This window comes from Pedobacter sp. CFBP9032 (genome assembly GCF_034045265.1).
GTDB lineage: Bacteria > Bacteroidota > Bacteroidia > Sphingobacteriales > Sphingobacteriaceae > Pedobacter.
This window is the reverse complement of record NZ_JAXCWE010000004.1, coordinates 266,082-284,745: the sequence shown is the minus strand read 5'-3', so window position 1 is coordinate 284,745 and position 18,664 is coordinate 266,082. Positions and strand designations below refer to the sequence as shown.

The 18,664-nt window shown below is 35.4% G+C and carries 14 protein-coding genes; 10 read left to right on the top strand and 4 right to left on the bottom strand.

From position 1 onward, the window contains the following. The first annotated feature begins 1,079 nt into the window (after nucleotides 1-1,079). The 3 genes from SOM16_RS09880 to SOM16_RS09870 all read left to right on the top strand — a co-directional run bounded on the left by SOM16_RS09880 (nucleotide 1,080) and on the right by SOM16_RS09870 (nucleotide 6,670). A complete protein-coding gene (locus SOM16_RS09880) occupies nucleotides 1,080-2,942 on the top strand; it encodes an ABC-F family ATP-binding cassette domain-containing protein (RefSeq protein ID WP_320463841.1) in 1,863 nt (620 codons plus the stop codon). A gap of 98 nt (nucleotides 2,943-3,040) precedes the next feature. After that, nucleotides 3,041-4,903 (top strand): tRNA uridine-5-carboxymethylaminomethyl(34) synthesis enzyme MnmG, encoded by a 1,863-nt coding sequence (gene mnmG, locus SOM16_RS09875; protein ID WP_320463840.1) that lies wholly within the window; start codon nucleotides 3,041-3,043, stop codon nucleotides 4,901-4,903. Nucleotides 4,904-5,110: 207 nt separating this feature from the next. Next, nucleotides 5,111-6,670: an Ig-like domain-containing protein gene (locus SOM16_RS09870; RefSeq protein WP_320463839.1), complete on the top strand. Its 1,560-nt coding sequence runs from the start codon at nucleotides 5,111-5,113 to the stop codon at nucleotides 6,668-6,670. On the opposite strand, the gene SOM16_RS09865 is transcribed toward SOM16_RS09870, so the two are convergent. Together SOM16_RS09865 and nadB are read right to left on the bottom strand one after the other, a co-directional pair. Further along, nucleotides 6,671-7,186, bottom strand: a complete 516-nt coding sequence (locus SOM16_RS09865; RefSeq protein ID WP_320463838.1) for a gamma carbonic anhydrase family protein — start codon at nucleotides 7,184-7,186, stop codon at nucleotides 6,671-6,673. It abuts the gene before it with no gap. A 60-nt stretch (nucleotides 7,187-7,246) separates the two neighbouring features. Beyond that, nucleotides 7,247-8,833, bottom strand: coding sequence for an L-aspartate oxidase (gene nadB / locus SOM16_RS09860; protein ID WP_320463837.1), 1,587 nt, complete (start codon nucleotides 8,831-8,833; stop codon nucleotides 7,247-7,249). 395 nt (nucleotides 8,834-9,228) lie between these two features. Between nadB and nadA the strand changes: the two genes are divergently transcribed. From nadA to SOM16_RS09835, 5 genes are all read left to right on the top strand, one after another. Further along, complete coding sequence (gene nadA, locus SOM16_RS09855; protein WP_320463836.1) at nucleotides 9,229-10,281, top strand: quinolinate synthase NadA; 1,053 nt, start codon at nucleotides 9,229-9,231, stop codon at nucleotides 10,279-10,281. A gap of 66 nt (nucleotides 10,282-10,347) precedes the next feature. Then, nucleotides 10,348-11,574, top strand: a complete 1,227-nt coding sequence (locus SOM16_RS09850) for a dicarboxylate/amino acid:cation symporter (protein ID WP_320463835.1) — start codon at nucleotides 10,348-10,350, stop codon at nucleotides 11,572-11,574. Nucleotides 11,575-11,643: 69 nt separating this feature from the next. Then, nucleotides 11,644-12,684: a thiamine-phosphate kinase gene (gene thiL / locus SOM16_RS09845; RefSeq protein WP_320463834.1), complete on the top strand. Its 1,041-nt coding sequence runs from the start codon at nucleotides 11,644-11,646 to the stop codon at nucleotides 12,682-12,684. Nucleotides 12,685-12,690: 6 nt separating this feature from the next. Continuing rightward, on the top strand, nucleotides 12,691-13,704 hold the full coding sequence (locus SOM16_RS09840; RefSeq protein WP_320463833.1) for a PDDEXK nuclease domain-containing protein: 1,014 nt from the start codon (nucleotides 12,691-12,693) through the stop codon (nucleotides 13,702-13,704). Nucleotides 13,705-13,927: 223 nt separating this feature from the next. Beyond that, nucleotides 13,928-14,539 carry a trypsin-like serine protease gene (locus SOM16_RS09835; RefSeq protein ID WP_320463832.1) on the top strand — a complete coding sequence of 204 codons (612 nt, stop codon included), beginning with the start codon at nucleotides 13,928-13,930 and terminating at the stop codon, nucleotides 14,537-14,539. 41 nt (nucleotides 14,540-14,580) lie between these two features. Here the strand turns inward: SOM16_RS09835 and SOM16_RS09830 are convergent, their stop codons facing one another. After that, nucleotides 14,581-15,951, bottom strand: coding sequence for a DNA recombination protein RmuC (locus SOM16_RS09830; RefSeq protein ID WP_320463831.1), 1,371 nt, complete (start codon nucleotides 15,949-15,951; stop codon nucleotides 14,581-14,583). 147 nt (nucleotides 15,952-16,098) lie between these two features. Here SOM16_RS09830 and purU point away from each other — a divergent pair, with 147 nt between their 5' ends. After that, complete coding sequence (gene purU / locus SOM16_RS09825; RefSeq protein ID WP_320463830.1) at nucleotides 16,099-16,938, top strand: formyltetrahydrofolate deformylase; 840 nt, start codon at nucleotides 16,099-16,101, stop codon at nucleotides 16,936-16,938. Nucleotides 16,939-17,481: 543 nt separating this feature from the next. Next, the gene (locus tag SOM16_RS09820; RefSeq protein ID WP_320463829.1) at nucleotides 17,482-18,177 is read left to right on the top strand and encodes a zinc metallopeptidase; all 696 of its coding nucleotides are present in this window, start codon (nucleotides 17,482-17,484) and stop codon (nucleotides 18,175-18,177) included. 73 nt (nucleotides 18,178-18,250) lie between these two features. Here the strand turns inward: SOM16_RS09820 and apaG are convergent, their stop codons facing one another. Further along, on the bottom strand, nucleotides 18,251-18,637 hold the full coding sequence (gene apaG / locus SOM16_RS09815; RefSeq protein ID WP_320463828.1) for a Co2+/Mg2+ efflux protein ApaG: 387 nt from the start codon (nucleotides 18,635-18,637) through the stop codon (nucleotides 18,251-18,253). Nucleotides 18,638-18,664 lie beyond the last annotated feature (27 nt).

Below are 18,664 nucleotides of genomic sequence, written 5' to 3'. Positions count from 1 at the left end.
TCACGAAGTATAAGAGTTTATTTCCGTGCCTTTCTGTGTTTCCGTGGCAAATTAATTTTTAGCCTTTATTAAAATGTAACGCAATTCCAGCCACTAATTCCCTCTTTAGTTATGCCACAGAGACGCGGAAATCACGGAGTATGAGAGTTATTTCCGTGCTTTTCTGTGTTTCCGTGGCAACTTCATTTTTAGCCTTTATTAAAATGTAACGCAGTTCCTGCCACTACTTCCCTTATTGTTATGCCACAGAAACGCGGAGATCACGGAGTATGAGTATTTATTCCGTGCTATTCTATCTTTCCGTGGGAAATTAATTTTTAGCCTACATTAAGATGTAACGCAATTCAAGCCACTATTTCCCTTATCGTTATGCCACAGAAACGCGGAGATCACGGAGTATGAGAATTTATTTCAGTGCTATTCTGTGTTTCCTCGACAAATTATTTCTTAACTTGTATTAAGCTGTAAGCAATTTCAGCTACTTTGTTCTCTTATATGCCACAGAAACGCGGAGATCACGGAGTATGAGAATTATTTCCGTGCTTTTCTGTGTTTCCGTGGCAACTTCATTTTTAGCCTTTATTAAAATGTAACGCAGTTCCTGCCACTACTTCCCTTATTGTCATGCCACAGAAACGCGGAGATCACGGTGTATGAGTATCTATTTCCGTGCTTTTCTGTGTTTACTTGGCAAAGTAGTTTTTAGCCTCCATTAAGCTGTAAAAACAATTCCAGCCGCGATGTTCACCTTTATTTATGCCACAGAAATGCGAAGATCACGAAGTATGAGAATCTATTTCCGTGCTTTTCTGTGTTTCCGTGGCAACTTCATTTTTAGCCTTCATTAAGATGTAAATTGCAGCCACTACTTCCCTCTCTAGTTATGCCACAGAAACGCGGATATCACGGAGTATGAGAATTTATTCCGTGTTTCCGAAGCAAATTGATCTCAACTAACAATCAATATTCTGCCATTTTTAACTGATACAGAATAGGTTTGATCCATGATGTCTCTGTTCCAAATAATTTATACTTACTTTTGCACTAATTTTCCTTTATAAATCCGAAATACAAAAAAATTGAGCACACTAATTGCGGCAGAAGGCTTAGGTCATGGTTATCATGATGAATGGCTATTTAAAAATTTAACCTTAGGGATTAACTCTGGTCAACGCGTGGCGTTAGTTGGAATTAATGGGGCTGGTAAAAGTACCTTACTGAAATTACTTGCCGAAAGGTTCCCTCCGCTGGAAGGTAAAATTGTAAAAAATAAAGCTGTTAAAATTGGATTTCTCGATCAGGAGCCTCAGTTTACAGAAGGTTATTCTATCAGTGATCACATTTTCTCTTTAGAAAATAAGCAACAGCAGCTGATTAAAGAATATGAAGAATTAATAGAAGATCCTAATCCCGATGAAAAGACACTTAACCGTTTATACGAAGAATTAAGTGAGCACAACGCATGGGAGTACGAGCATGAGATTAAAACTATTCTTAACAGGATGGGTATAACTCACCTGCAGCAAAAAATAGCTACACTTTCAGGAGGTCAGAAGAAACGTTTGGCATTGGCTAAACTATTAATCGAAGATCCGGAGATTTTAGTTTTAGATGAGCCTACCAACCATTTGGATATTGATACGATTGAATGGTTAGAAAAACTTTTGACTACCGGACAAAAAACTATACTTTTAGTTACCCATGATAGATATTTCCTGGATAACGTTTGCAATACGATTGTTGAGTTAGACAGAGGTAAGATTTTTAATTATAATGGTAATTACGCTTATTATTTAGAAAAGAAATCAGAGCGGGAAGCTCAGGATGCAACGGTTTTACATAAGAATCAACAGTTATTAAAGAAAGAATTAGAGTGGATGAGACGCATGCCACAGGCCCGTGGAACGAAATCTAATGCCAGAATTAATGCTTTTTATGATTTAGAAGAGAAATCTAAAAAGAAGTCTGATAATCAGACCATTAACTTGCAAATGAAAATGTCGCGTCAAGGTGGTAAAATTATTGAGGTTGAACACGTTGCAAAAGCTTTTGACGGACGCCCCATCATTAACGATTTTAGTTATACCTTTAAAAAGGGCGACAGAATTGGGTTGGCTGGAAAAAATGGAACTGGTAAATCCACCTTATTAAATATTATTACAAGTCAACTAATTCCTGATGCAGGGAATGTTGATACGGGTGATACAACAGTTTTTGGTTATTATAAACAAGGCGGTTTAACTTTTGATCCAAAAGAAAGGGTAATCGATATTGTAAAATCTGATGCTGAATATATAAAGATGGCAGATGGTTCTGTGATCACGGCATCTGCCCTATTAACACTTTTTCTATTTCCACCGAAGAAACAACACGGAATGGTAGAAAAATTAAGCGGAGGAGAAAAAAAGCGTTTGAACCTGATGAAGGTATTGATGCAAAACCCAAACTTTTTAATTTTAGATGAGCCCACTAATGATTTAGATATTGACACCCTAAATGTTTTGGAAGAATTCTTAGAAAATTTCCCTGGTATTTTAATGCTGGTTTCTCACGATAGATACCTATTAGATAAGATGAGTGATCAACTATTTATTATGGAAGGTGAAGGTGTGGTTAAGATATATAATGGTAATTATTCTGAATATCGTTTAAGTTTAGATCAGCCAAAAGTAAAGCAGGATTCTAAAAAAGTCAATGTACCAACACCTGAAAACACCCCAACAAAATCTATTAAAAAACTGAGTTTTAAAGAACAGAAAGAGTTAGATGATAGTGAAAAAGCAATGACAGCGACTGAAGATAAAATAACTGAGTTAACGAAAATTCTCAATAATATTGATTCGGCAGATTACGTTAAAATCCAGGAAGTTTCTTCAGAGATTGAATTATTAAAAACTAAATTAGATGATTTAACCTTACGTTGGTTAGAATTATCTGAATAGGAAAAACGTGTAATTCAATAGATGTTTCACGTGAAACATCTATTGAATTAAATAAACATAAACTACTGTTCCACGTGAAACAATTTAAATAGAATAGAATGTTTTCAAAATATGATTTGATTGTTGTTGGCGCAGGCCATGCAGGCTGTGAAGCTGCTGCAGCTGCAGCTAATTTAGGATCATCAGTTTTATTGATTACAATGAACATGGGCACTATCGCTCAAATGAGTTGTAACCCGGCCATGGGTGGTGTAGCTAAAGGGCAAATCGTCCGCGAAGTCGATGCAATGGGTGGTTATTCAGGTATTATATCAGATAAATCTACCATCCAGTTTAGGATGTTAAATAAATCTAAAGGACCTGCAATGTGGAGTCCCCGTGCACAAATAGATAGAATGCGATTTGCTGAAGAATGGAGATTAGCATTGGAACGCACACTTAATTTAGATATCTGGCAAGATAATGTAGTTGGTCTTTTAGTAAAAGAAAATACAGTTTACGGCGTAAAAACTTCATTAGGAATCGATATAGAAAGTAAAGCAGTTGTGCTTACTAACGGTACGTTTTTAAATGGGGTAATGCATATTGGAGAAAAAAAGTTTGGAGGCGGCAGAACAGCGGAACGGGCTTCTACTGGAATCACAGAACAACTAGTAGAATTGGGAATGGAATCAGGAAGAATGAAAACTGGTACTCCACCCCGTGTTGACGGACGAAGTTTAGATTATACCAAAATGGAAGAACAGTGGGGAGATGAAAACCCTAACAAGTTTTCTTTCACTGATACTAAAGTTTCGACAGATCAACGTTGTTGCTGGATCACTTACACCAATGGCGAAGTTCACGAAACGCTGAAAGAAGGTTTTGAGAAGTCTCCGATGTTTACCGGAAGAATCAAAGGATTAGGCCCAAGATATTGCCCTTCTATTGAAGATAAAATCAATCGCTTCGCCGAACGCGACAGACATCAGATTTTTGTAGAACCAGAAGGATGGAACACGTGTGAAATTTATGTAAATGGTTTTTCTACATCGCTTCCTGAAGATGTTCAGCAAAGAGCACTTAGGTTAATTCCTGGCTTTAAGAATGCAAAAATGTTCAGGCCAGGTTATGCTATTGAGTACGACTTCTTCCCGCCTACTCAATTATCTCTTACGCTAGAAACAAAATCAATAAGCAATTTATTTTTAGCTGGACAGATTAATGGAACTACCGGATATGAAGAAGCGGCATGCCAAGGATTCATGGCTGGTATAAATGCGCATCAAAAAATTACTGATCAACATGAACTGATTATGAAACGATCAGACAGTTATATAGGTGTATTAATAGATGATCTTGTAACTAAGGGAACTGATGAACCATATCGCATGTTCACATCAAGAGCTGAGCATCGTCTATTGTTAAGACAAGATAATGCAGATATCCGCCTCTCTCCTATTGGCCATCAATTGGGGCTGATTTCCGACGAGCGTTTAGAGAAGGTGAAGCAAAAAGTAGCCAACGCAGATACCCTGGTTAAGTTTACTAAAACTCAGGGAATAGAAATGAGCGACGTAAATGAAACATTAGAAAATTTAGGTTCAAGTCCTTTAAATCAAAATGTTAAAATTCACAGTTTAATCGGAAGGCCGCATGTTGGTTTACAAGATATTATAAAAGTGAGCAAACCTTTAGCTGAAGCTACCAAAGATTTAGATGATCAGACGATTGAACAGGCAGAAATTAAAATTAAGTATGAAAGCTATTTCGAAAAAGAAAATGAGATTGTAGCAAAAATGCTTAAAATGGAAGACAAAGAAATTAAGCCAGATTTCGATTATAATAAGATAAGTTCTATCTCTAAAGAAGCTCGTGAAAAATTATTTAAGATAAAACCACGAACTTTAGGTCAGGCTTCAAGAATTTCCGGTGTTTCTCCTTCAGATATATCAGTTTTAATGGTTTTTATAAATAAGTAATTGATTATCAGTTATTTATATATTTAAATAACTTGGATTAATATAATCATATATAAGACGTTAAAAAGTTTTTTTAATGTTGTGGTTCCAAAAAACGTAATAATTCGTTAGATCGCTTAAAAAATGCCAAATTTAAGATATAGATATTTTAGTATTCAAAATTATGTGGTTGTATGCTTCATGCTTCTCATTTTTGGGTGTGCAAGCATGCAAACACCACAAGGTGGTCCAAAAGATACTAAACCTCCAAAGGTAGTAGTGATGACGCCAAAAAATTTGACCCGTAATTTTAATGCCAAGAAGATCGTAATCGAATTTGACGAATTTGTAAAACTTAATAATGAATTTAAGGAATTTTCCATTTCACCAGATCAGGAACGCCCTCCTATTTTAAAGGCAAGAAAAAAAATTCTCGAAGTTGACTTACAAGATACTTTAGAAAAGAATACCACGTACACTTTAAACTTCGGTAAGTCTGTTGCAGATATAAATGAAAATAACATTATCAAAAATCTCTCTTATGTCTTTTCTACAGGTGCAGAAATAGATTCTCTTTCAATAAGCGGAAAAGTTAGTAATGCATTAACTGGAAACTTTGAAAAAGAAGCCGTTGTATTCATCCTACCAGTTGAACGTGATACCTTATTTGGAAAAAAGCGCGCATCTATTTATACACTGACCGATAGTTCTGGAAACTATAAATTAAATAATTTAAGAAAAGGCCTATACAAAGTGTATGCATTAAAGGAAACAGAAGGTGGTGGAGACAAAGTTTATCAACAGCTATCAGATGAAGTAGGATACATCAAAGAGCCAATCACAATCGATAAAAACATAGAAAATATTAATCTTCAGGTATTTAAAGAGCTTGCACCTGAATTTAGAATTTTGGATCGTAAGTTCAATAATGATGGAAGTATTTCGCTGATATTTAATCAAAAGTTAAAGCAGCCAAAAATAACGGTAATGGATCCTCCGGCTGCCGATGTTGGCAAAAGTGTATTTTTTAATAAGTTAAACGATACCGCTAAAGTTTGGTTGACAGATTTAAGCTTTGACTCTGTTAAACTGGCCATCCAGGATCAAGGTAAAGTATTGCAGGTGGTTAATTTTAACCGTGGCAGAAAGGATAATTATACCAGAGATTTAACAATAACAGACAATATCAGCTCCGGTAAGTTAAATCCATATCAACGATACACATTAAACTTCAACTTTCCGGTAAACGCGGCAGATCAATCTAAAATTACACTCCTCGAAGACTCTGTGAAGAGAACAAATTTTGAAGTGGTGAAGGATAGTGTAGACTTTCTAAAATATTATATTAAGTTTACCTGGCGAAATAAAAAAACATACGATATTAAATTTGCGCCGGGAGCATTCACTGCAATATTTAATGCAAAGAATAAAGAAATTAACAAGACATTCAGGCTCGAAACTACTGATAGTTATGGTACTTTAGCCTTGAATATCGCTGTACCCGACACTACTAAAAGTTATATTGTAGAGTTTATTGATGAAAAGAAAAACACCATTAAAGGATACAATATCTCAAAAAATGGATCAATTAACTTCGCTAATTATCCTGCAGGAAAATATTTTATCCGTGTAGTTTACGATGAAAACAAGAATGGCATTTGGGATACGGGAAATATCAAAGAAGGTACCCAACCAGAAAAAATATGGTATTCTCCTGATGAAAAATCACTACGTGCCAATTGGGAACGTGTAGATAACCTGACTATTCCACCACCGCCAAAGGAGTAATTATGGGTTGGTAAACCAACTCGAATACATCACATAATTATCTGGTAATTTATTTAATAAAGCCCTTTGCTCTTCAGTAATGGGCTTTATCTTTTTAGCTGGGGTACCAGCATACAGGTACCCACTTTCACAAATTGTATTTTCTAGAACAACGGAGCCTGCAGCGATGATGCAATATTGTTCCACTATTGCATGGTCCATAACAATTGCACCCATACCAATTAAAACATTATCCTGAACGGTACAACCATGCACAATGGCATTATGTCCCACTGAGACACGATTACCGATATGCGTAGCGGCTTTTAAGTAGGTAGCATGAATAACAGCGCCATCTTGGATATTAGTCTCATTACCAATAGTAATGGCGTTTACATCGCCTCTAATCACTGCATTGAACCAAACCGAACAATTATTCCCCAGCACTACATCACCAACAATGGTGGCATTTTCAGCAATGAAATTTTCAATTCCGATTTTTGGATATTTATCTTTTACAGGCAGTATTAAAGGCATAATGAAACGGTAGATGTAAAATGAATTATTGGTTAAAGCGCTCTTCAGGGAATTTAGTTCTTAAAATACGGTATCCTTTAATTCAGCTGCATGATCAGGATAATCCGTAGTAAAGTGTAATCCCCTACTCTCTTTTCGCTGCATAGCAGACTTAATTACCAAATAAGCAGTTTGAATTACATTTCTTAATTCACAAAGTTTAACAGACACTTCGTTCTTTTTATAAAATTCTTCTGTCTCCTGATAAATTAAAAACAAACGACGATGTGCACGTTCCAATCTAAAATTTGAACGAACAATGCCCACATAATCACCCATTATTTTTTGTAACTCTCTAAGGTTATGTGTAACTAAAATTTCTTCATCAGTCTGTGTCACGCCTTTTGCGTCCCATTCTGGAATATGATCAGGAATAATGTTCTTTTCAAAATTTTCAATAGCATCCTGATAAATCCGGTGAGCAAAAACCGTAGCCTCTAGCAACGAATTAGAAGCTAATCGATTGGCACCATGTAATCCGGTTGAGGAACATTCGCCACAAGCATAAAGATTCTTGATTGAAGAACGACCGTATTCATCTACCAGAATTCCGCCACACATATAATGAGAAGCAGGCGTAACCGGAATATAATCCTTAGTCATATCTATGCCGATAGATAAACATTTTGCATATATATTAGGAAAATGCTTTAAAATATCTGCCTTCTTGCGCATGGTAATATCTAAATAAACGAAATCATCCCCAGATTTTTTCATTTCATTATCCACGGCTCTGGCAACAATATCACGAGGTGCTAATGATTTACGCTCATCATATTCATGCATAAATTCCTCACCGTTTTTACGTCGCAGAACACCTCCAAAACCCCTAACTGCTTCAGAAATTAAGAACGACGGATACTCTCCAGGATGATACAGCGCGGTTGGATGGAACTGAATAAACTCCATATTTCTTACTTTTCCCTTTGCTCTGTAAACCATTGCCATTCCATCGCCGGTTGCAATTACCGGATTTGTTGTGGCAGAATAGACATGCCCGGCGCCACCAGCAGCCATTACTGTTACGTTTGCCACAATCTTTTCCACATCGTTAAGCTCTGTGTTAAAGGCATATACACCATAACAGTTAATATCTTCGGTACGTTTATCCACAAATTTACCAAGGTGATGCTGGGTGATTAACTCAAGCGCAAAGTAATGTGTTAATATCTCTATGTTGGAATTCTCATGAATCTCTTTTAGCAACACGCGTTCAATCTCATATCCGGTGATATCTTTATAGTGCAAAACGCGGTGTTCGGAGTGTCCGCCTTCCTTGGCCAAGTCATAGAAACCAGCGTTATCCTTATCAAAATTTATCCCATAGTCTATGATCTCCTGAATTCGCTGGGGACCCTCTTTTACAACGATTTCCACTATTTTTTCGTCACATAAACCATCCCCCGCAATTAGCGTATCGTGTATATGTTTATCAAAAGAATCACCCTCATCTACAACAACGGCAACGCCTCCCTGGGCGTATTTTGTATTGGATTCATCCTCATTTGACTTGGTGACAATTAAAACCTTACCAAATTTCGCAGCTTTAAGTGCGAAACTCAAACCCGCTATGCCTGAACCGATTACCAGAAAATCTACTTTTCTCATTTAAAAAACATTTACTTTATCAACGATGTTGATAACTATAGAACAACTGTTAGCTTTATGTAGAAATAATGCTAACAAATAAATTTGAATGTTTAAAGCTACTGTAAAAAGACAATTTGCCACAATCTTTTGCCCAATTTTTAAGCACCTTTGTGCAAGTAATTAACTTTTCTCACACTTATAAACAATTAACATTCCAATATTGATAACATTTAAGACGTTTTTCGATAGTGCTGAAAATCAATCTCATCATATTAGAAAAATGTAATCTAAATGTTAGTAAACGATTAACAACTTAGATTAACGAAGGAATTTTCGAAACTTGCCAACAATACTAACACACTAATAAACAAACAAGATTTATTTATTTAAAATAACTTATTAATTATTGAGACGTGGAAAGCTTTATCTTTGACCAACGTCAAAATTCAAAAAAGGAAAATTTAAAAATGAACATAGATGTCTTAGAAGAAATCAACAAAAAAGGTTTCGTGGAAGAAGAAATTGATCCTACCCTGGATCTATTTGCTGAAATTGAGAAATTAAAAAAAGAGAAAAATGCAATTATTTTAGCGCATTACTATCAAGAACCTGATATACAGGATATTGCGGATTATATTGGCGATAGTTTGGGTTTATCTCAAGAAGCGGCAAAGACTGATGCTGAGGTAATTGTATTTGCAGGTGTACATTTCATGGCCGAAACTGCCAAGATTTTGTCTCCTGCTAAAAAAGTTTTACTGCCTGATGTAAAAGCTGGTTGCTCTTTGGCAGACAGTTGTCCACCGCACTTGTTTAAAAAATTCAAAGAAAAATATCCTGATCATTTGGTGATCACTTATGTAAATTGTACCGCCGAATTAAAGGCTTTAAGTGATATTGTCTGTACTTCTACCAACGCTGTTCAAATTGTAGAAAGCTTACCAAAAGATCAAAAAATTATTTTCGGTCCGGATCGTAACCTGGGCGCTTATGTGGCGAAAAAAACAGGCAGGGATTTAGTGCTTTGGAATGGAGCTTGCATGGTTCATGAAATTTTCTCTCAGGAAAAAATTACCAAATTGAAAGAGCGCCATCCAAATGCAAAGTTTATTGCACATCCGGAATGTGAAGAACCTGTTTTGAGAATGGCTGATTACATTGGTTCTACCACCGGGCTGCTAAAATATGCCATCGCTAATCCTGCAATTGAATTTATTGTAGCCACGGAAAGCGGTATTATCCATCAAATGGAAAAAGCTTGTCCGGATAAAACGTTCATTCCAGCTCCGCCAAACAACAGTTGTGCGTGTAATGATTGTCCTTACATGAAGAGAAATACGCTGGAGAAATTGTATTTATGTCTTAAAAATGGTTCACCGGAAGTAACGGTTCCAGACCATATTATTGAAAAAGCACGTTTGCCGATTCAAAGAATGCTTGACATTTCTGCAGAATTGGGCTTATAAAAAAATTGCCACGGAAACACAGATTAGCACGAAGTAAAATTTGTTTTCGTGTTAAAAAAAAGAGCTATGAAAAATAACATTCTTAAAAATTATTCAGGCTTATTGTGGCTTTTGGCGGGGATTACCGTTGGAAGCATAGTTGGTTTAATTTTTGAGAAAGATGTTGAGCGTATAAAACCCTTAGGAGATATATTTCTAAACCTGTTGTTTACAGCAGTGATTCCGCTGGTATTTTTTGCAGTGTCATCAGCGATAGCAAACATCGATCGTACTAAAAAGCTGGGTAGGTTACTGACAGTTATGGTGTTGGTTTTTTTATCTACCATACTGATATCAGCTGTGTTAACGCTGGTTGCAACCTGGATTTTTCCCATTCATCAGGCTTTGGGTAATAATCCTATTCCAATTGAAACAGAAAAAGTTCAGTCTTTTGGAGAGCAAATGACACAGCTGTTAACCGTAGGTGAATTTTTTGAAATCGGAAGCAGGAAGAACATGCTGGCGCTGATTATTTTTTCAGTTTTAGTAGGTTTTTCCACACTATCAGCTGGCAAGGAAGGTGATGGATTTAAAAACTTTTTGGTGTCTGGTAATGAGGTGATGAAAAAACTAATCATTATCATTATGAAATTAGGTCCCGTTGGTTTAGGTGCCTATTTTGCTTATCAGGTTGGTGTTTTTGGTCCGCAACTGTTTGGTACTTATGCTAAGGCTTTAGGATTATATTATGGGGTTGGTGCTTTTTATTTTGTCGTATTTTTCACCTTGTACGCTTTCATTGCCGGTGGATTTAAGGCCATTAAATTATTCTGGAAAAATAATATCGTGCCTTCGCTAACTGCTGTAGGTACTTGTAGCAGTATTGCAACAATTCCTGCAAACCTGGAAGGAACTTCGAAAATGGGTGTACCTGCTTACATCGCAAATGTTACGGTTCCGTTAGGTTCTACATTACATAAAGATGGTTCCAGTATTAGTTCCATTATCAAGATAGCAGTAGTTTTTGCTATTTTTGGTAAGGATTTAGTGCATGTTGATACCATCATTTTAGCCTTGGGAATTACCGTCTTAGTGAGTATTGTAGAAGGTGGAATTCCGAATGGTGGCTATATTGGAGAATTATTAATGATTTCTGCTTATCAACTACCGCCAGAAGCCTTACCTCCCGCGATGATTATTGGTACTTTGGTAGATCCTATGGCCACTTTGTTAAATGCAACTGGCGATAATGTGGCAGCAATGCTTATCGCCAGGTTTACTGAAGGTAAAAATTGGATGGAAAATAAGTTATAATTCTCATTGATAGGAGAATTGATGAGTTTAATATTTAAAGAAAAATAGGGAGAAATCCTACATAAAGATATGTTTGAGAATAAAGAGCGTACAGATATTAATGAATTGGGTGAATTTGGTTTGATCAAACACCTAACTACTAATTTTAAAATCAGAAATGATTATTCAGTAAAAGGTGTTGGTGATGATGCGGCTGTTTTAGATGCAAAAGGCAAACAAATCTTAGTTTCTACTGATTTACTTTTAGAAGGAATTCACTTTGATTTGGCATATGTACCTTTGATGCATTTAGGCTATAAAGCCGTTCAGGTTAACCTGAGTGATATCTATGCCATGAATGGGAAAGCGAGTCAGATCACTGTTTCTTTAGGTTTGTCTAGCAAGTTTCCATTGGAAGCAGTTGAAGAAATTTATAAAGGAATTGAATTGGCTTGTAATAAATTCAATATAGATTTAATTGGTGGCGATACTTCTTCAAGTAAGCAAGGTTTAGTAATTAGCATCACCAGTATTGGCTATGCTGATGCTGATAAGGTAACTTATAGAAATGGTGCGCAGGAAAACGATTTGCTTTGCGTTTCCGGCGATTTAGGTGGCGCTTATGTAGGGCTTCAAATTCTAGAAAGAGAGAAATTAATTTACCTGGAAAATCCAGAGATTCAACCAGATTTAGAAGGAAAAGATTATATCATTGAGCGGCAGTTAAAACCTGAAGCCAGGATGGATATTGTTGCATTATTAGAAGATATGAATATTAAACCAACGTCGATGATTGATGTATCTGATGGTTTAGCTTCTGAAATTTTACACCTGGCAACAGAAAGTGATAAAGGAATCACTATTTACGAGGATAAAATTCCGCTGGATCCAATGACCTACGAGACAGCCCGCGAATTGGGAATTGATCCAACTGTTTGTGCTTTAAGTGGTGGTGAAGATTATGAATTGTTATTTACGATTAGTCAGGAAGATTATAAGAAGTTGAAACATGATGTAGATATTACTGTGATTGGACACGTTACAGATAAGAATTCTGGTTGCAAAATGGTTTCCAAATCGAACAATGTTCACGAGTTGAAAGCTCAGGGATGGAATGCTTTTAATAAATAAATCCTAATGAACAGCGATTTATCATATCAAAATTTTATTGGAAGAATTTCAGCTTTACTGAATAACTCCCGCAATAAAATTATCAATACGGTTAACCAAACAATGGTTTTAACTTATTTCGAAATTGGTAAGATGATCGTAGAAGAAGAACTAAAAGGTAAAGAAAGAGCAGATTACGGAAGACAATTGATACCGCTATTGTCTAAAAAACTGACTCAAGATTTTGGTAAAGGTTTCTCCGAAACCAATATCAAACAAATGAGGAGTTTTTATAATAGTTTTTCAAAACGTCAGACACTGTCTGACGAATTCAATTTAAGTTGGTCTCACTATTTAAAATTGATGAGAATAGATGATGAAAGGGAAAGAAATTTTTATGAAATAGAATCATCTAAAAATAATTGGAGTTTGAGGGAGCTACAAAGACAATATGATTCAGCTTTGTACACCAGATTATCCCTCAGTAGAAATAAAGCGCAAATTTTAGAACTTTCTACAAAAGGCCAAATTTTTGAAAGACCTAAAGATGCAATAAAGGACCCTTATATTTTAGAATTTTTAGGACTGCATGATGATACTACCTATTCAGAAAATGATTTGGAGCAAAAGTTAATTGACAAATTAGAACATTTTCTGCTAGAGTTAGGAACAGGATTCACCTTTGTTGCAAGGCAAAATAGAATATCTTTCGATGAGAAGCACTTTAAAATTGACCTTGTTTTTTATAATAGAGTACTTAAATGTTTTGTATTAATCGATTTAAAAATCGGAGAATTAAAACATCAAGATATTGGTCAGATGCAGATGTATGTTAATTATTATGATAGAGAAGTTAAACTGTCTGATGAAAATAAAACGATAGGGATAATTCTTTGTCAGGATAAAAGCGAAGCTGTTGTACAATATACATTACCAGAAAATAATGAACAAATTTTCGCCAGTAAATACGCTACTGTGTTACCAAGTAAAGAAAAATTAAAACAACTTATTGAGGATTTAAATACTAAAGGTTGGCTCTGATAACTAATCTTCCAAAAAATGTCTTTTGCTTAATGAAAATTAGGTGATTAACATCATGCGAAGTATTCTTTACAAAATGGTTATATTCACTACATGAAATTGGCCTCTTTAATTATTCTTGTAATTTTATTTACGATTAACGCTTTTAGTCAGGATAAAGCGTCTAATAAAAAATTTGATCAAATCGCCTTAGTGAATCAGATAGACTTTTTGGATTCCAAATTTGATCAGCCCCCGTTTCAGTTGCGGCTTTCTTTTAAAATATAATCAGGATACTTTCGCTATAACAGCTAAGCATTTATTAAAATTTATAAAATCAGATAAAATGCACTCCGTCTCATTTGATAACGGGATAAAAAATTGGTCGCTTTTTAGCCTTACAAATCCTAATGAAAAGGTTAGGGTAGCTAAGTTGCTAAACGAGGACAAAACTGCGAAACTCTCAGAAAAATCGACTTTCGATGATGATTGGCTTATGTTTTCGATCCGTGAAAATAAGTCAAAAGTTAAAGCACTGGAGATAAGAATGACACCGCTGGTTGCGGGAGAAAAACTTTATGTAGTGGGCTGGACAAGAAAAATGGAAAGTGGCGAACAAAGAGTTTATGAATTTGAATACCAGAAAACAATTGGAAATAGAATATTATTAAAAGATCTGCTTGTACCAGAACAGTTTGGCGGATTGAGTGGTGCACCTGTAATCGATGAAAACGAATTTGTGATAGGGATTGTATCTGGGAAAACCGAAGATCCCAGCTCAGGAAAGTCTTATTTTTCACCTTATCTGCTAACGAATATAATACCATTTTTGGATAAAATTAAGAAGTCTAATTAAATACCACACATAACGATCTATACTGGTTCGAAACTAATATTTTACTCTTGATCCAAGTATTTGATATCAATTTGCTTGGTTGCCTTTGCACCCAGCTTTTTAATCTTTTCTGAAGTATTAACTAAGTTTCCGGATCCATCAGATAGTTTATTTAAGGCTTTATCATAAGCATCCTGTCCATTTTTAATATGTTTTCCAATGTTCTCCATGTCAGAAACGAAGCCAACAAACTTATCGTACATAGAGCCACTCAATCGTGCAATTTCCATTACATTTCGGTTTTGTCTCTCTTGTTTCCACATACTGGCAATGGTACGTAAGGTGGCCAATAGTGTAGAAGGGCTTACAATTACTACCCGTCTATCCCATGCAAAATTAAATAATTCAGCATCTTTCTGAACAGCGATGCTGAAAGAAGATTCAATAGGAACAAAAAGCAGCACAAAATCCGGAGAGTTGATTTTATATAACTCATGATAGTTTTTAGCAGATAATTCCTGAATATGATTTTTAATGGAAGCCAAATGCTGTTTTACGTAGCCTTCACGCTCTTCTTCTGTCTCGGCGGATACCGAGCGCTCGTAAGCCGCTAAACTCACCTTAGCATCCACAATTAAGTGTTTATCATCAGGAAGATCAATTACCACATCAGGTTGGAATCGACCACCGTCTGCCGAAACAAGTGAAGCCTGAATGCGATATTCCTGGTCTTTCACCAAACCAGAACGCTCTAATACCTTTTCCAGAATTACCTCACCCCAATTTCCTTGTTTTTTACTATCGCCCTTTAATGCCCTGGTTAGATTATTAGCATCTTCCTGGATCATTTTACTTTGAATTTGTAATTCTGAAATCACGCCCTTCAAAATATTTCTTTCATCAGATTCCGCCTTATAAACTTTCTCTACTTTGTCTTCAAATGCTTTAATATTCTCCTTTAGCGGATTTAAAATTAAATCCAGGTTAGTTCTGTTCTGCTCTACAAATTTGCTTGATTTTTCTTCTAAAATTTTATTGGCAATTAATTCAAAATCTTTATTCAGCTTTTGTTGAGATTGCTCATAACTTAATTTTTGTTCAGCTAATTTTTCCTTTTCTGCCATATAAAAAGAGCGTGTACCCTCCAGCTCGCGGTTGGCATCTGCCAAGCGATCCCTTTCTCCTTGTAACTCTTCGATCAAGCGTTGTTGTTCTTCTTTCAATAGCACAGTGATATGCTCTTTTTCCATCACCAGATTGGCAACACGTTCTTCAGTCTTCGCTAAATTAATCTTCAAAGATTCATTTTCAGCTTTGTTTTTTTCAAATTCTTCAATAGAAATTACACCAACGGCAGCTTGTGGTTTCTTTAAAAATATTAAAACCAAAACCACTAAAACAACAGCAAGGAGGGCAATAACGATAGTATCCATAATGATAAAATATTTAGTAAAAATGAATATTTTTAAGGTATTTACCAAAATAATTTGCTAAATGATTGTCTCAGATAAGTTCTGAACATCATAATTATCTAAAAATCTGTGATCAAAATTCTTATCATTGAGTAATTAAATGTTAAGATGAATAAATTAACTATTCTTATTTCATGCCCTGATCAGGTTGGCTTGGTCACCACCATTACACGAATTTTGGCTGCTTATCAGCTTAATATCATTGCCATGCGAGAATTCGTAGATGAGGCGAATAAAGCGTTCTTTACACGGATTGCCTGTACCGGAGATTATGATCAGACAGATCAATTAAGAATTAAGCTTTTAGAAAATCTTCCTGACCATGCAAAGGTGGATATCATCACAAAGCAAGAGAAACAAATTGCTATTTTAGTTACCAAAGAATACCATTGTTTAGCGGAAATTCTGATTAAGAATCAGTTTAAAACCCTTGGTGCAAACGTTCAATGCGTTATAGGCAACTACCAGGGATTACGAGATTTGACAGAAAAACTGGGTATTCCTTATTTTTATGTTAGCCATGAAAATAAAGATAAGCAAGAATTCGAATCAGAGATAAAAGATATTATTAAAGAATACGAAGTCGACTATGTAGTGCTGGCTAAATTTATGAGAATACTGTCTGCAGAATTTGTTAAAGATTTTGCAGGAAAAATTATTAATATCCATCATTCATTTCTACCTGCCTTTATTGGAGCTAATCCTTACAGGCAAGCCTTTGAACGGGGCGTTAAAATTATAGGGGCTACCGCTCATTTTGTTACGGATAACCTTGATGAAGGGCCAATTATTACGCAACATACCACACATGTAGATCACAATTTTGGTGTAAAGGAAATGGTTAGGGCTGGTAAAGAAATCGAAAAAAAAGTTTTGCTAGATGCGCTAGAGCTTATTTTTGAAGACAGGGTATTTGTGAGCGGAAATAAGACGGTGGTCTTCAGGTAATTGTTACTACTGCTGAGGTGCTACCCATACATCTTTAAAATTGTAATGCTAAGGCTACCTCAGATTTCAACAATAGGTAAATATCAAATTTTATTGTTCAATTTTCGATACACATTAGGCAATAACTGATTAGTGATAATTTCACAAATGAAATATATTGCTAATCAATCTTTTATTTATTAGCGAATTCCCTTTTTACCTGAACCTGGATCAACAATAAATTAACTTGAAAAATCTTTTATCATTGATCGAATTAAACGGTAATGGTTTAAAAAGACTTCTAAGGGAAGTACACCATCGTTTTTGATGAAAATATGACTTTTTGGATTAGTATAAGAGGTTGTGATAATAATGGTAAAAATACCAGATTTTTGGTAAAGAAAATATGATTGGACCTGTTAGTTTAACTCAAAAAGGCTTTTAATATATCTACAATCAATAACCTAAGGTCCTAAATCATGTGGTATAAATGTAGTATTTAGGTGCTTAAATATTATAGGAACGCTTTTTGATATACGCAAATCGAAAAACATACATAAGAAAATGGGAGTTTATTTAATATTAATCATCCCGGTATTATTGTTGAGCATGTTTGTACAATGGCGTTTTAGAAATAAGTTTTCTAAGTATGCCGAAATGCAAATCAGCTCTGGGTTATCGGGCAAAGAGGTAGCTGAAAGGATGCTACATGATAATGGAATTTACGATGTGAGGGTGATGAGCACAGAAGGGCAATTAACCGATCATTATAATCCATCAGATAGAACTGTAAATTTAAGTACAGATGTGTATTACAGCAGAAGTGTTGCAGCTGCAGCAGTAGCCGCACATGAGTGTGGGCATGCCGTACAGCACGCAAAATCTTATTCATGGTTAAACTTAAGAAGTACTATGGTACCTTTGGTAAGCATATCTTCTAATCTTTTACAATGGGTATTATTAATAGGTGTAATGCTATTGGTTGTTAACGTTACGCCCATCGTTTTAGCAATTGGTGTGGTTGGATTAGCATTAGTGACAGTTTTCAGTATTATTACCTTACCAGTAGAGTTTGATGCCAGTAACAGGGCATTGGCTTGGTTGAAAAACAATCAGGGAGTAATGCAGACACAAGAGGAAAACATTCAGGCAAAAGATGCACTTTGGTGGGCTGCTATGACTTATGTAGTAGCAGCGGTAGGTGCATTGGCAAATTTACTCTATTATGCATCAATGCTTTTTGGAAGAAGCAGAGATTAAAAAGATACAGTTGAAAAATGAAAAAGCGGCAAGAACTAAATTCTTACCGCTTTTTTTATATATTTTTATAATATTAGTTAAGCTTGTATGGAGCTACTAATGAAAACTCCGGAATATCTACATCAAATTCCAAATCATCCATTGTGCGTTTCATCAGGTATTTTCCCTTCATGCAACCCATATCGGTTTTTAAATTACATCCTGAAACATAAACGTGCGTTTCTCCAGGTTGAATTATGGGTTGAAGACCAACAACACCTTCACCCTCTACTTCTCTACGACTGCTGTTTGAATCAAAGATAAACCACTGACGACGTAATAATTGTACCGCATAATCAGAAAGATTAGCAATTTCTACTCTATAAGCGAACATAAAATGCTCGTTCGCCGGATTTGAATATTCTGGCTGATAAATGGTTTCTACTGAAACTTTAACTCCATCTGTAATTGCTGTAACCATGGTGATATACGAATGAATAAAATTCTT